This is a genomic window from Grimontia sp. SpTr1, from assembly GCF_947387585.1.
GTDB classification, from domain to species: domain Bacteria; phylum Pseudomonadota; class Gammaproteobacteria; order Enterobacterales; family Vibrionaceae; genus Enterovibrio; species Enterovibrio indicus.
The window spans coordinates 26,451-40,676 of record NZ_CANDOD010000008.1; the positions used below are offsets into that span (position 1 = coordinate 26,451).

Consider the following 14,226-nt stretch of genomic DNA (forward strand, 5'->3'; position numbering starts at 1 on the left):
CGCGGATTTCTCTCAAAACTCTCACAAAGGCCTAATGAAATACTATCAGAGTGTTACGCGGTGTTTTTCTCCTGAGGGTCGTCACTGTTCCCAAGCTCAACGTGGGTTACCACACGGTTTCTTCCCCGCTCTTTTGCCAGATAGAGTGAAGAGTCGGCCACTTCGATAAGACCCTCAATAGAATCAAACTCGGGAAATGTCGCGATGCCCGCACTCAAGGTGGCAGTGAATGTTTCGGGGCCGTTTGAAAACGGCGTTTTGGCGAACGTACTGCGGAATTCGTCAATCAACCTGAGCGCGATATCAGCGGGCGTGTCGGGCAGGATCAGCGCGAATTCTTCACCGCCATAGCGGGCGCTGGTATCAGTTTTGCGGAAGCGGTAATTGAGTAAGCGCGCGACACCCTTGATGACCTTGTCACCGACAGGGTGACCGTACTTGTCATTGATGGATTTGAAGTGGTCGATATCAATCATCACAAAACTGACGGGAGACTTATGACGTCTGGCGCGGGAAAGCTCTCGCTCCAGCGCCATTTTCAGGTTGGAGTGATTGAGCAATCCGGTCAGACTGTCTCTGTCCATCATGGCGCTTAGCGCTCGAAAACGGCGGGCACGAATGGAGACAGCCTGTGTCAGGTGTAAGTCGTTAATCGGCTTAGTCAGAAAATCATCCGCGCCGACCTGAAGCGCTTTCATTTGAAGCTTAAGATCGGTTTCGCCGGAAAGGTACACGATAGGCACATTGGTGTGCGCCGCATGTTGGCGTATCACACTGGCCGCTTCAACACCTGAACAATTTGGCATGTAGAGGTCCATTAACACCAGATCAGGGTGAAATTCGCCCAACTCATCGAGCAGGTGATCTGGACTGTCTACTATGCAGGTTTTCATACCTGCGCCTTGCAGCACAATTGAGTAGTGCTCAGCAAGGGTTCGGTCATCTTCGACGATCAATACCCGGTATTGAGCGTTGTTGGTTTCCCAGAGGGAGTCGAGTAAACCGAGGATATCGTCATACTCAACGGGTTTGTGGAAGAAGGTAAACGCACCAGCTTTGGCGGCACGCAGGCGACTTTCCCAGCATTCTGTTGCACTCAGCACGACCAAAGGGATTCCGCTGTTTTTACGCCAGACTTTGGTGATTTCATCAAGGAGTTTAAAGTCATCAAGGTCAACAATCAGTACCGAAGGTGCCTCTTGATCGAGAGCGACTTTAAGTTCGGGAGCTGTTGCGAACATTGCCACTTCGTAATCGATATACTGAAGTTGTTCGACCATTTCGGTGGCATTTTCAGGATTTTCTGCAACCACGTAAACCAGTTGCTTGGTACGGTCTTGCTCGTGAAGTAAGGTTACTTCACCGTATGTTAAATCATCAGGGCGTTTGGGTTCGATTTTGGCGATATCGTCAATGCCTGAAATCAGGCGTTCTATATCTTCATCACCGATGGGCAGCGTTTTGTTCTCAATGTGCGGTTTCAGTAATACTTCAATGTCACGGCCGCATTCTCCAAGATCGACAAAGCCCAGCGTTGTCGCTGTGCCGGCGAGTTTATGGGCTTCCATTACCAGTTCTTCCAGCTCACAACAATCTGACGCTTTCTGGGCTTGGATCTTGCTCCAAAGCGTTTTTATCCGCTCTGTACGATTGATGACGCTCTTGGCGAATTTTGCCTGTTGCTCCTGAAACTTTTTGACTTGCGAGGGTCTCATACACGGCGCCCTTCCATTAATTTCATGATTTCATCTGCCAGTAACATGGGGTCGAAAGGTTTGCTGATGACCCCGATGGCGCCATACTCGTGATACGCTTTCACTTCTGCAGGCTGAACCTTGGCGGTCATAAAGATAGCGGGTGTACTTTCAAGGTGTGGCATGGTTCTTAACCGTTTGAGCGTGGTGGGACCATCCATGTCTGGCATCATCACATCCAACAGCAATAGATCAGGGCTTGATAACGCGGCTTTTTCGAGCGCCACATCGCCACACTCACATGACAAGAGGATAAAGTCGTCACCTTCCAGTGCGAGCTCTGCCACATCACGTATATCTTCATCATCTTCAACGTAAAGTACGGTAATTGGCTTATCCATCACATCGCCTCTCTAGGAAACTCTTTCTTAAGTATAAGACGCAGTTCAGATTTAAGACCGTTGATGTTCAGAGTATCAATACTATGGGCGGCGATCACGATACCGAGATCGGGCACATCCTGTTCCCCGTGGGTGAGCAGAACAACGGGGATATGGCGACGACTGAGTTGATCCATCAGCTTATCCAGAGCCTCTGGGAAGGGGTACTCCACCAACGCCAGCTCAAAGGGTTGCTGGCCTAACGCCAGATTGGCTCGCGATACCGATTCTGCCGTTGATATTTCGCACTCGGGGTAGAACTGATTCCTGAGTTCGCCAACTAGCTGATCATCAGATCCCACAAACAGCATTTGAAAGGCAGAGAGTCTGCCGCTTTGGAGTCGTTGATTGTTTGGTTGTGCACTGTCGCTAGGAAGGCTGAAGAAGAAGGTCGAACCCTCACCAAGTGTGGAGAAAAAGTCGATGTTACCTTTATGGGCTTCAATGATGGACTTGGTAATCGCAAGCCCGAGGCCAGTCCCTCCGACTTGGCGGGTATCAGAGCTATCTGCCTGGGAAAAACGTTCGAAGAGTTGCTGATGAAACTCAGCGGGAATACCTGCACCGGTATCTGTCACTTCTACCCGATAGGCTTTGCCTTGAAGATAGAGAGAAACGGTCACGGTACTTCCGGCGCTGGAGTATTTAATTGCATTGGAAAGCAGGTTCGCCATCACCTGCTGAAGCCTTGTCGAATCGGCATTGATATAGGCATTTTCAATGTCGGCATGAAACGATAACGAGACCTTGTGTTGGCGTGCATATCCTTCGTTGTCTTCTAACGAACGGGTGATGATGCTGTAGAGATTATTTCGGTGGAAGCTGTACACCATTTGATCGGACTCTAGCTTTTCGATATCCAGAATATCGTTAATAAGCAGAGTCAGGCGTTCACAGTTTCTGAGTGCGAGGGAGAGCATTTTCTGCGTTTTTGGAGGCAATTCATCGGCAAATTTTCCGAGGATCAATCCGAGAGCACCACGTATTGATGTTAAAGGTGTACGAAGCTCGTGGCTCACAGTAGCCACAAACTCGTTCTTCATCGCCTCATCTTGTTTCCGTGAAGTGATGTCACGGATGATGCCAGTAAACATTTGTTGTCCTGACACACGCATGGGGCTTACTGAGAGTTCAGCCGGGAAGGTTGTGCCGTCTTTACGGCGGCCGACGACCTCTCTTCCCACGCCGATCATTCGGGCTTCCTTACCGGAGAGATAATTATGAAGATAAGCATCATGCTCTCTAGCAAAGTGCTGTGGCATTAATATATTGATTTTTTCACCCACCACTTCCGCAACGCTGTAGCCAAAAAGCCTTTCTGCTGCGGGGTTGAACGTGGCGATATAGCCTTTGGTGTTGATCGTTATGATGGCATCGATAACTGTGTCTACGATGGCAATGATTTGGCTTTGCCCAGATTGACGCTCTTCTTGGATGTTAAGCTCGTTGATCCGGTTAATTTCCCGAGTGGTATGGTTAAAAGCTTCAGCGAGGGTACTCAATTCCTCATCAGAGGCAGAGGTAGTAATCGGGTATTTTCCTGCTTTAACTTCGTTAGAAAGTGCAACAATGGGGGTGGCCATTTTTTTTCCGAGACGACGGGTAATGATCACTAGAGGTATCATGGCGATGAGCGCCAGGATACTGAAATTCGTCAGCCAGGGGGTAACCTCTCCAAGCATGGAAATATAAGGCTCGTTCATCGTGACGGATATGTCGAACTTGCTGATTAACATGTTTTGAGTAGGCTGCATTGATACTCGGATACCCAGAGAATCGAGGTTACCTTCTGTATATCCCCACTTTTGATGGATCTTGAGAGCATAGTTATGGCTAAGGTTTGCCAGCGCGCCCTCAGTGAGTTTGTCCAGATTAATTTTTGCAATGATGCCGCCCTGAACGGCGTAGTAATAACTAATGGGCTCGATAATATAGAAGCTTCCGTTGATGAATTTGACGTGTCCACGACCTGAGGTCAGCGTTTCTGTCACTAGCTTAGGGCTATACCATCTAACATCTTCTTCTCTCTCATCGAGTGCATTCCCGACATAGTCAAAAAGCAACGCGTCTTCGATGGCGGTATATAGCGTGAGATCTTCCAACGCGTGGTGGAAGTAATATTGTCCGCTGCCAATATTAATTAGGCTATTAATGGAAAGCTGGCTTTGCGCTGTACGAGAAACCGCCCGCTGCTGGGTCTTCAGTTCTAGATCAAGTAGGTTTAGCGTATTGAAAGCTTCTGAATGGAGCTTGCTTTGTAGTTGTCGCTCGACACGAAACATTTCCATGATCGTAGTGGCGCCCACGATGACAAGTAGGAAAGAAACCAGCAGTAAAAGCAGATGTCTGGAAAAGCGTGTGGCAATACTGGTTTTTGATGCCATTAGCGATCACTCTTAAGGGGGTAAAGGCTCCCGTCCTTATAGAAAGCAAACAGATAATCCTCAGCGGTCAGCGCGTCTTGCATGCCCCGGCCGAAAGGAGAGAGATATTGCTTCATCAACCCATCGTATCGTTCCAGTTTAGTCAGCTCTTTCTGGATAGCGGACATGTCGGCTGAACCAGCTTTCTCTGCAGCAATAGCGAGCATGTGCATCAGGTCATAGGCATGTGCGGTGCCAGATGGGGCATAGATATCAGACTCATCTCTGGTGCCATAACGTTGATGATATTTCTGCGTCAACACTTTGGCAGCGGGAGTGTCGTTTTCTACGAAAGTGAAGGTTTGCAGGACCCGAAGATCGACGGCTTTGAGCGCTTGCTTAGAGCGGTGGGCGAACTCTGAACCAGTGATCCCCCAATGTGAAAATACAATCGGTGGGTTTGGATGCTTGGCTAAGTGACTGACAAATTTTTCACCTTCCACAGAATTACCGACAAAAATGATGGATTCAACGCCTTTTTGGACGAGATTTTTAACTTTGTTTTCCATGTTTTTCTCGCCCCAGTCAAACCACTCCATGTGAACGGGAGCAAGCGAACGTTTTTCCATTTCCTTTGTCAGTCCTTCAAAATTGCTTCTTCCCCAGCCATTATTGACCAGCAGGAAGCCGACTTTTTCAGAAACACCCAGAGCACCATCGAGCAAAAACTGGGCAGCATATTCATCCCTGACTGAGACTCGGAAAACGAAGTTGGGTGATTGACCATTACTGACAATCGGTGTGGCTGCCGCCCAGGGAGCCAGCATGAGAATTTTGTGTTCATGGAGTAATTCCAGCTCTGCCAGCACGACAGGGCTGCTGATACCACTAAACACCGCGAGAAGGTTTGGCAACGTTGCGAAGACTTTGATGTTATCCAGACCCCGCGAGGGAACCATGGAGTTGTTTCTGACAACCAGCTTCACCTCTTTACCTAACACTCCACCATTTTGGTTTATTTCATCCAGAGCAAGCTCAATGCCACGGCGAATAGATAAACCTGAAATCGCCGAACCACCGATCATATCGGCATCTAGTGCAACGATGAGTTTGTCGGGGTGAAGGTGGCTCCAGTTCTCTTTTCCTTGAAGTACCTGTTCGATGATTGCAGTGCCGATATACATCCTTTTTTGTTCCATAACACCCGAAGAAGCTTGCTTCATCCAATCCAATAACGGTGTCGCTGGTTTGTGGGTGATTCCTTCTTCTTTTAGGTTTGCTAGCGCAATGTTGTCTTTTCGACGTGCGATTTCGTACTGGAAAGATGTGGCGATATTGGCGGCGCTTTTGATGGTCTCTTTTTGTAACTGGGTGAGTTTTGCTTTGGTTTTCGGCGACATAATCAGTATCAGGGTTTGGTGACCGTGATGGGTGAGGTAAATATCTTGTCCGGTCATCCTTCGTGCTGATAACTGGCTGAGTGTGATCTCTTCACCGTCCAAGTCGCCATTAGTAAAGGCCTGAGTGAGCATTTCATCGGACACGGGAATGGCTAGACTGCTCCACGAGGCGAATTGCTGGCGGATGGTTGTACTTTCTGGGACACGGAAACGACGCCCATCAAATTGAGAGGCACTTTCCAAAGGGAATGTGGTGACAAGGTGCTTGAAGCCTCCGTCCCAGAATGCCACTCCATGAATGTCATCCTCGTTGAGTTTACTGAGTAACTGTCTGCCTGTGGGACTGCTGTAAACTTGCTTGACCTGCTGTTGGTTGGTAAAGAAAAAGGGTAAATCAAACAGCTCAAGTGCAGGGGAAAGGTAAGATATCTTGGAGCTGGAAATAACGGCAAAGTCCACATCGCCATTTTGGACGGAAGCAATCAACTCCCGTTCGCTGGTGTTGTCCGTCTTAAACGACGTAGAGACAGTCAGTTCACCTTTGGATTTTTCTTTCACCAAAGATGCAAAGTACTGCGCAGCTTCTGAGCTTGCACTACCCTCATGGCTTGAAAGAACAAGTTTTAGGGACTGAGTGGGTGCTTCCTCCATGTGATCTGTTTTGGGTGAATTCTGACTGTCGCAACCATTCAACAACATCAACAACGCAGTGAGTATGAAGATGTATCTCATTGTTTTCCCCGCCCGAAAAGACTTTCAATGCCTTATAAAAGATTAGGAATGAGACACGTGTTTTTCCAGTGGGAGGGTGATGAACGTAATGCGGTAAACCAGCCCCCAGGAAGGGCTGGTGGGAAAGTAAGTGCCAGGGCCTGTTGACCTTTGGTGGTTAAACTTTGTTCTAGCTATAAGCGTTTTAGGCGCGGCGAGGTGTGTGCCGCCTAGCATTCTAAGCAAATACACCTCAACAAAGCATAAAACGCTTAGAGTACGGGACGCGCAGTCGAACCCTTCGGGCTGCGTTTGTGGGGGAATTTCTGCTGCGTTATCGGCTTCTCATGTAGGCGAGCTACACATCGAAGCCTCTGCCTTGCATAAAATCCCCACAAACGGCTGCAAAAATCACCACCAAAGGTCAACAGGCCCTACCGTTGGGTAACTTGATGAATATTAAACAAATCGCTGTTAATTGTGGCGATGGTGTACTCGAAGGGGGTGCCATCATCAAAAGAGACCACTTCGCGAAGCTCGATCATAGCCTGTCCTTCATCGACATTGAGAAGTTCTGCCAGCTCTAAATCCCGCAGATTAAAGGCGGAAATATCTTGTTCGCGAGTCTGTACTTTCTTACCAGTCATCTGCTCCATGTAGCCGTATTTTGAGTGTTCAATTTGATTGAACTCAAAGCCATCGCAAACGGCGACCGGGATATGGGTTTGCTCAAAAGACACCGGCATGTTGCCAAAGCTCATCAAACGCTCGATGTAGTAAACCTTTTCATTGGGTTTGATACGAAGAGCATGGGCGATTTGCACATTAGGCACTTCGATAATCGCGCTGGAAATCACGCGCCTGACAGCGCTTTGGCCTGCTTTCTGGGCTTGTTCATCAAAGGGGGAAAGCACATGGAAGTTGCCGTTCGGCGCAGCTTGTCCTGAACCGACGTAAAGACCGGAGCCTTTTACGCGATAGACCATGCCTTGCTCGACCAGATAGCGGGTAGCTTCGCGCACGGTCACGCGAGTAATACCCAGGTGTTTGGCGATACCCGCTTCCGTATCCAGCTTGTCGCCGGGGGAAAGGTTAGCGCTCGAGATTTTGCGCTCAATGAAGTCGATGACTTCCTGTTGCTTCCCTGTCACTTTAAACGTCATAGCGTCTCTTTTTTCGTTATTTATTAGCCGACTGACTGCAATGTTATTGAGTGTTATTTATTTTGCAGACACAAAAACGGCGGATCCCTGATCCGCCGCTTAGTTTATGTTATCGCTAGGTGAATACAAACTGTCGCTTGCTTAGTGCGACAGTTGAGGACTAAGCGCTTAACAAGGTGGTGCAGAAATCCGCAATGCGTTCGGCGCTGATGCCGTATGCATCTTTCAGGAAGTCGAGTGAGCCTACCTGACCGTATTGCTCCTGCACGCCAAGCTTATGGAAGCTTTGCAGCGCAACACCGCCCGAGAGCAGTTCAGAAGCCACCGCATCACCCAGACCACCAATCACATTGTGGTTTTCAATCGTCACAACACGACCCGTCTTACGCGCTTCTGTAATCAAAAGCTCGGTATCCAGCGGTTTGATGGTGTGCATGTCGATAACCGCAACAGTTTTGCCTGTGTTAGCTTCGATCTGCTCTGCCGCTTCCAGCGCGTCATGCACACAGATACCCGCCGCGATGAGGGTGAGATCCGCACCATCTTTCAAAAGATTGCCCTTACCGATCTCAATCTCATCTTCTGAGCCATAAATCGCCGGCAAATCTTTGCGGGTAGAACGTATGTAGTTCACCCCTTTGTGCTCATAGGCATAACGCATTGCTGCGCGAAGCACCGATTCATCTGACACATCAATCACAGTCGCATTCGGCACCAAGCGCATCAGGCCTGTGTCTTCAAACGGCATATGGGTACCGCCGTTGGTGACAGCGGTAACGCCCGCATCACTGCCGAAAATATTGATATGTTGGCCTGCGTAGCCACCTGCAAGGAAAATCTGATCGTAACAACGACGGGTGGCGAAGCAGCCAAACGAGTGAACGAAGGGCACTTTGCCAACCGCTGAAAGTCCGGACGCCACGCCAATCATATTGGCTTCAGCAATACCACAGTTCAGGAAGTGATTCGGGAAAGCGTCCGCGAATTTCTTGGTGCTCACACTGCCTGCAAGGTCGGCTTCCAGCACCATCACATTGTCGTGTTGATCAGCCAGTTCCATCAGCATTTCTGCATGGATAACGCGAAGTTCTTTGCTCATTTCAGCTCCTCGATTTTTTGTTCCAGCATCGCAATGTCAGCTTCAATGGCTGCGCGCAGGTTGTCGTCTAAACGCAAATGGTGGTTGGCTTCAATCGCTTCCACGGTTGGCATGCCCTGGCCTTTTTCGGTATCGAGAATGATGGCGGTTGGGCGCTCAGTTTCAGCCTGTGCGGTTTCAATCGCGGCGCAGATGGCTTCGACACTCTTACCGTCGACATCAATGGCGTTGAAACCGAAGGAAGCGAACTTCTCGCGAAGATCAAAAGACGCCTGAATCTCGTCGATGTAGCCATCAAGCTGGCGCTTGTTGTTGTCGACAAACACCACCAGATTCGACAGCTTGTGGTGCGCGGCAAATTGCGCCGCTTCCCAGCACTGACCTTCCTGAAGCTCGCCGTCACCGACAATGGTGTAAACCGTTGATTCGGAGCCCGCCGCCATACCTGCCGCACATGAGATGCCCTGACCCAGAGAACCAGTTGTTATGTCCACGCCCGGCGTTTTGTTCATGTCCGCATGGCTTGGGAGGTTAGTACCGTTACCGTTGATGGTTTTCAGCCATTCGATATCGAAGAAGCCGCGAAGAGCAAGAGTAGCGTAAAGCGCTGGACCCGCATGGCCTTTAGACAGCACAAACAAATCACGGTCTTGCATTTTCGGGTTGGCTGGGTCGTGCTTTAGGTAGCGGCCGTACAGACAAGCCAGTGTTTCAGTGACAGACAGGCAACCGCCAAAGTGTCCGTAACCCATGTTCAGTAGAGCCTTTGCCATTTCTTTTTTGATGGACAGATTGAAGGCCTCAATCTGACGCAGATCGAGTAAAGATTGCATAGTTACCTCGGGAGAAAGAGAAGGGCGGGCTGGTGGTCAGCCCGCGCTGAAATTAGATATTTTCTGCTGTCTCGGCGGTTTTCTTGCCGATGAAGTTGGTGCTCAGAACCAGTGCGGCAACGGCTGCCACACCCAGAATGACCGCCTCTTTGCCCAGCATCGCCAGATAGCCCAGGAAGATACCTGTGATAGCGAAGTCAGAGTCAGAGAAAGTGGTATTGGCAAAGCCCAGGTCGCCCAGTACAGGCAGCAGCCACAGGGTCAGGAAGGTAATGACCACACCGTTGATGAATGCGCCCACTGCCGCGCCTCGACGGCCACCGGTTGCGTTACCGAACACACCCGCTGTTGCGCCAGTGAAGAAGTGAGGGACCACGCCCGGAAGGATAAGCGTCAGCTCCATCACACCCAGTACACCCATGCTCACCAGACCGCCAAGGAAGCTACACAGGAAGCCAATCAGTACCGCGTTTTGTGCGTAAGGGAATACGATTGGACAATCCAGCGCTGGTTTCGCGTTTGGCACCAGTTTCTGGGAGATACCGGTAAATGCCGGTACGATCTCTGCGAGTACCAGACGCACACCCTGAAGGATAACGAACACACCCGCTGCGAAGCCGATAGCCGTCAGAATCGCGTAAACAATCGGGTTCTGACCGTTACTCAGGTTTTCGGTGACGAACTCACTGCCTGCTGCCATCACGAGTATCAGGTAGATGATACCCATGGTCAGCGAGATAGAGATGGAGGAGTCGCGCAGGAACACCAGGTTCTTTGGCAGGTTCATCTCTTCAGTGCTCTTAGAGCCTTTACCGACCAGCTTACCGACAAGGCCAGATGCCACGTAACCCACGGTAGAGAAGTGACCGAATGCCACATCATCACTGCCGGTGATCTTACGCATGAATGGCTGTGCCATGGCCGGGAACAGCACCATGATAAGGCCCAGAGACACAGAGCCCAGGAACACCAAAGACGCGCCGCTAAAGCCTGCCACGCTCAGGATGATCGCAATCATACATGCCATGTATAGGGTGTGGTGACCCGTCAGGAAGATGTATTTGAACTTACTGAAGCGGGCAAAGAAGATGTTCGCCACCATACCGAACGCCATGATCATGGACGTTGCTGCACCGAATTCCGCCATTGCAGTGGCGTAAATCGCTTCGTTGTTCGGGATGACGCCGCGAAGGTTGAAGCCTTCTTCCATCAGCACACCCATTGGGGTAACGGCACTCACCAGAATGCCGGCACCGCCGCCGATCACGATGAAACCAAGGACAGTTTTTATCGAGCCTTTGATCACGTCAGAGCTCGATTTTTTCTGGATAGCAAGACCAATCAGGGCCACGATACCGATAAGGATCGCAGGTGTACTTAGAATGTCAGTGATGAAGTCGAGCATAGCGAAACCCTCAATTAACGGTTCATGTAAGCGACGAGCTGTTCTTTCATTGCGTTCTTGTCGGTGATGTTAGGGATAGAAATCACGTCACCGGCATGAATGCTGTCTGCCAAATCGCGGGTGCAGATGAACACATCTGCCATGTCTGGCGTCACGGAACCCAAATCGGTGTGGTTCACTTCTGCCTCAACGCCCAACTCACGCATAACTTCCTTCACTTTCATCTCGATCATGAAAGAAGAACCCAGACCTGTGCTACAAACGGCCATGATACGCATAGTGTTACCCTCAATATTTTTTAATAATTTCAATGATGTCTTGTGTGTTCTTCGCTTCGGTGACGGCTAAAACGTCTTCGTCGGAGCAGAAGAACTCAGAGATTTTGGTGATGAGCTCGATGTGCTGATCGCTGTCTTTTGCAGCCAACAGAAGCAGCAGTTTCACCGGGTCGTTTTCTTCACTGTGGAACTCGACGCCATTGCGGACGACGAGCAGGGAAAGCGCGTTATTGTTCACGCCCTGTTCCGGGCGGGCATGTGGCATGGCAATCATTGGTGCCAGCACGTAATAAGGGCCAAGCGACTCAGTGGTGTCGATAATGGCAGACTGGTAATCAGGCTCGATATCGCCGGATTTCACTAAAGGCGCACACACCTGATGAATGGCGTCTTTCCAGTCAGACACGGAATCTACCACCGCAATGCGGTGCTCGGAGAGTAAGGTTGAAAGCATACATACCACCATGCTTATACAGCTAACAAGTTGTCTATACAGGTGACAATGTAGCGGTTTGAAAACCACTTTTTCGTGATGGAGGTCTAACCTGTTACCGGATATTTTCGCAATATCTCCACAGTGTTTTCATGGTCACAATGGCGACTTATTTCGTATCACATTCGGATTAAAGTGAGATCTTCTGACGAGTATTGGGAATGACTTGATGATATGTGCATGAGTGCTTATGTGAATTCAGGGTTATTTTTGCATCGATGTCTGTGTAGAAGTTTGCCAAAGCGTTAACGCTGCGATCTGGGCTAGTATGTTAATTGTGTGGTTAATCAATAAGCGGCAACCTATCGCTAATAAAAATGAAACCACCTTTGTAGTCAGCCAGAATTAAGGGGCGGTTTATGCTTTACCAATTCAACGCAACCTATATGGATGCCATCAAGCCTTTGAACAGTTGGGTCAAATTTATCAGGGATGTGAATGCCGCGCCCTGGAACCCAATGAAAACCTCTCCGGTAACCCGAACGCTTGATGCCTCCATGGAGCTGGTGGAGCGGCTGACAGACTGCTACGACGAACCTGCTTGGGGGCTTGATACCACCGTTATCAAAGGCGAAAAGCTCGCGATTCAATACAATGTGATTGCCAATAAGCCTTTCTGTAATCTGCTGCATTTCCGCCGCAGCAAAGCGCAACCCAATCAGCCTAAAGTATTGTTTGTTGCACCGCTTTCCGGCCATTTTGCCACGCTATTGCGCGGCACTATTGATGCCTTCCTGCCGGATCACGATGTGTATGTCACCGACTGGCGTAATGCCCGCGATGTGCCGCTCACGGAAGGGGAATTCCATTTTGATGATTACGTGGATTATCTGGTCGAATTCTTAGAGCTACTGGGGCCAGATACCCATGCCATTGCGGTATGCCAGCCAAGTGTGCCCTTGATGGTGGCGACAGCGCTGATGTCTGCCGAGAAGAATCCTGCCGCGCCTGCAACCGTGACCTTGATGGGCGGCCCTATTGATACCCGCATCAATCCCACCGAAGTAAACGACTACGCCAGCGGCAAGGATTTAGAGTGGTTTGAGTCCAACGTGATTTGTACTGTACCCGAGCAATACGAAGGTGCAGGACAAGTGGTGTACCCAGGGTTTGTTCAGCTTTCGGGTTTTATGTCGATGAACCTTGATACCCATGTGCAAAAGCACTTTAAGTTTTTCGGCGATCTGGTCAAAGGTGATGGTGATAACGCGGAAGCGCACCGCAAGTTCTACAACGAATATCTGGCCGTGATGGACTTGCCTGCTCATTACTACCTCGACACCATCCGAAAGGTGTTTTTGGAACATGACCTGCCAAACGGCACCATGACTTATCGTGGCAAACCCATCAATCTTGCTGCCATCAAAAAGACAGCACTCCTGACCATTGAAGGGGAGTTGGATGACATTACCGGCAGAGGTCAAACAGCTGCTGCGCTCGACATCTGCCCTAACATCCCTAAATCCAAGAAAATGCATTACGAGCAAAAAGGCGTGGGCCATTACGGGATATTCAACGGCCGCCGTTACCGCGAGGCGATTGCGCCGAAGATCAAAGGGTTTATTAAGAAGTACAATCCGAAGATGGTGAAGGCGGCATAGCCCATTCTTACGCGCCAGTGGAGAAAACACTTTTGCCACTGGCGTGATTCTGTTCCTTCCTGATCGTCGCTATAAAAGAAACAAAACGGTTTGAGAAGGAACAGCGGATGTTACGAAAACTACTTCCCGTCATTGTGATGCTGGCAGGGATTGTTGGCGTTTCCACGGCCAATGCCCATGGCCCATCAAGACTAAAAGTCTCTGAGTCTGTCACCATCAATGCGCCGGCTGAAAAAGTGTGGAAAACGGTGGGGGCATTCGACAGCCTTTCCTGGTTGCCACCTGTCACCAAAGTGGTGATGGAATCTGGAAACCCGACAGAGAAAGGGGCGGTGCGTGTGGTGTATGTGGGCGATCAAAGCGTGACGGAAGAGATCAAACGCTACAACCCTGACGCCATGATGCTCAAGTACAAGATCACCAAAGAAAACACCGCCTTGTTGCCCGTCACCAATTACCAGTCCACCATCAAGGTGAAAGCAGAAGGTGATAAAAGTATCGTGACGTGGAAGGCCGGATTCTACCGTGGCTATCCGAACAACGATCCGCCTGAAAACCTCAACGACGCAACAGCCATTTCAGCCATCACCGGCCTCTATAAAGCGGGGTTAGACAACCTGAAAGCAGAGATGGAAAAGTAAGATTTACTCCCATTTAACCCCATCCTTGGTTCTCCCGTTTAAAGGGAAGGACACAACCGGTCTTGGCTCACCCTTTTCAGGGGAGAGGCGAGGAGGGGTTAACTT

General features: G+C 49.8%; 12 protein-coding genes. 2 read left to right on the top strand and 10 right to left on the bottom strand.

Annotated elements, in window-relative coordinates; translation table 11 throughout:
* Nucleotides 1-53: 53 nt before the first annotated feature.
* The 10 genes from QL223_RS12780 to QL223_RS12825 form a co-directional block, all read right to left on the bottom strand.
* Nucleotides 54-1,715, bottom strand: a complete 1,662-nt coding sequence (locus tag QL223_RS12780; protein ID WP_281544976.1) for a diguanylate cyclase — start codon at nucleotides 1,713-1,715, stop codon at nucleotides 54-56.
* Entirely contained in the window at nucleotides 1,712-2,095 is a 384-nt protein-coding gene (locus QL223_RS12785; RefSeq protein ID WP_002538913.1) for a response regulator, read from the bottom strand. Before QL223_RS12785 ends, QL223_RS12780 begins: the two co-directional genes overlap by 4 nt.
* The gene (locus QL223_RS12790) at nucleotides 2,095-4,518 is read right to left on the bottom strand and encodes an ATP-binding protein (protein ID WP_281544977.1); all 2,424 of its coding nucleotides are present in this window, start codon (nucleotides 4,516-4,518) and stop codon (nucleotides 2,095-2,097) included. Before QL223_RS12790 ends, QL223_RS12785 begins: the two co-directional genes overlap by 1 nt.
* Complete coding sequence (gene dctP / locus QL223_RS12795; protein ID WP_281544978.1) at nucleotides 4,518-6,629, bottom strand: TRAP transporter substrate-binding protein DctP; 2,112 nt, start codon at nucleotides 6,627-6,629, stop codon at nucleotides 4,518-4,520. The genes QL223_RS12790 and dctP overlap by 1 nt, the downstream gene beginning before the upstream one ends.
* A gap of 413 nt (nucleotides 6,630-7,042) precedes the next feature.
* Entirely contained in the window at nucleotides 7,043-7,771 is a 729-nt protein-coding gene (locus QL223_RS12800; RefSeq protein WP_281544979.1) for a GntR family transcriptional regulator, read from the bottom strand.
* Between the two features lie 160 nt (nucleotides 7,772-7,931).
* Complete coding sequence (locus QL223_RS12805; protein WP_281544980.1) at nucleotides 7,932-8,870, bottom strand: transketolase C-terminal domain-containing protein; 939 nt, start codon at nucleotides 8,868-8,870, stop codon at nucleotides 7,932-7,934.
* On the bottom strand, nucleotides 8,867-9,703 hold the full coding sequence (locus QL223_RS12810) for a transketolase (RefSeq protein ID WP_281544981.1): 837 nt from the start codon (nucleotides 9,701-9,703) through the stop codon (nucleotides 8,867-8,869). Before QL223_RS12810 ends, QL223_RS12805 begins: the two co-directional genes overlap by 4 nt.
* A 52-nt stretch (nucleotides 9,704-9,755) precedes the next feature.
* A complete protein-coding gene (locus QL223_RS12815) occupies nucleotides 9,756-11,108 on the bottom strand; it encodes a PTS ascorbate transporter subunit IIC (protein WP_002536880.1) in 1,353 nt (450 codons plus the stop codon).
* Between the two features lie 14 nt (nucleotides 11,109-11,122).
* Nucleotides 11,123-11,386 carry a PTS sugar transporter subunit IIB gene (locus QL223_RS12820; RefSeq protein ID WP_002536881.1) on the bottom strand — a complete coding sequence of 88 codons (264 nt, stop codon included), beginning with the start codon at nucleotides 11,384-11,386 and terminating at the stop codon, nucleotides 11,123-11,125.
* 10 nt (nucleotides 11,387-11,396) lie between these two features.
* A complete protein-coding gene (locus QL223_RS12825) occupies nucleotides 11,397-11,840 on the bottom strand; it encodes a PTS sugar transporter subunit IIA (protein ID WP_002536883.1) in 444 nt (147 codons plus the stop codon).
* Between the two features lie 398 nt (nucleotides 11,841-12,238).
* On the opposite strand from QL223_RS12825, the gene phaZ reads away from it, so the two are divergent.
* Both phaZ and QL223_RS12835 read left to right on the top strand, forming a co-directional pair.
* Nucleotides 12,239-13,480 (top strand): polyhydroxyalkanoate depolymerase, encoded by a 1,242-nt coding sequence (gene phaZ, locus QL223_RS12830; protein ID WP_002536885.1) that lies wholly within the window; start codon nucleotides 12,239-12,241, stop codon nucleotides 13,478-13,480.
* Between the two features lie 107 nt (nucleotides 13,481-13,587).
* A complete protein-coding gene (locus QL223_RS12835; protein ID WP_281544982.1) occupies nucleotides 13,588-14,121 on the top strand; it encodes an SRPBCC family protein in 534 nt (177 codons plus the stop codon).
* Nucleotides 14,122-14,226 lie beyond the last annotated feature (105 nt).

Coding starts and splice junctions, on each gene's coding strand:
- QL223_RS12780 (WP_281544976.1), bottom strand. CDS start 1,715: ATGAGACCCTCGCAAGTCAAAAAGTTTCAGGAGCAACAGGCAAAATTC.
- QL223_RS12785 (WP_002538913.1), bottom strand. CDS start 2,095: ATGGATAAGCCAATTACCGTACTTTACGTTGAAGATGATGAAGATATA.
- QL223_RS12790 (WP_281544977.1), bottom strand. CDS start 4,518: ATGGCATCAAAAACCAGTATTGCCACACGCTTTTCCAGACATCTGCTT.
- dctP (WP_281544978.1), bottom strand. CDS start 6,629: ATGAGATACATCTTCATACTCACTGCGTTGTTGATGTTGTTGAATGGT.
- QL223_RS12800 (WP_281544979.1), bottom strand. CDS start 7,771: ATGACGTTTAAAGTGACAGGGAAGCAACAGGAAGTCATCGACTTCATT.
- QL223_RS12805 (WP_281544980.1), bottom strand. CDS start 8,870: ATGAGCAAAGAACTTCGCGTTATCCATGCAGAAATGCTGATGGAACTG.
- QL223_RS12810 (WP_281544981.1), bottom strand. CDS start 9,703: ATGCAATCTTTACTCGATCTGCGTCAGATTGAGGCCTTCAATCTGTCC.
- QL223_RS12815 (WP_002536880.1), bottom strand. CDS start 11,108: ATGCTCGACTTCATCACTGACATTCTAAGTACACCTGCGATCCTTATC.
- QL223_RS12820 (WP_002536881.1), bottom strand. CDS start 11,386: ATGCGTATCATGGCCGTTTGTAGCACAGGTCTGGGTTCTTCTTTCATG.
- QL223_RS12825 (WP_002536883.1), bottom strand. CDS start 11,840: ATGCTTTCAACCTTACTCTCCGAGCACCGCATTGCGGTGGTAGATTCC.
- phaZ (WP_002536885.1), top strand. CDS start 12,239: ATGCTTTACCAATTCAACGCAACCTATATGGATGCCATCAAGCCTTTG.
- QL223_RS12835 (WP_281544982.1), top strand. CDS start 13,588: ATGTTACGAAAACTACTTCCCGTCATTGTGATGCTGGCAGGGATTGTT.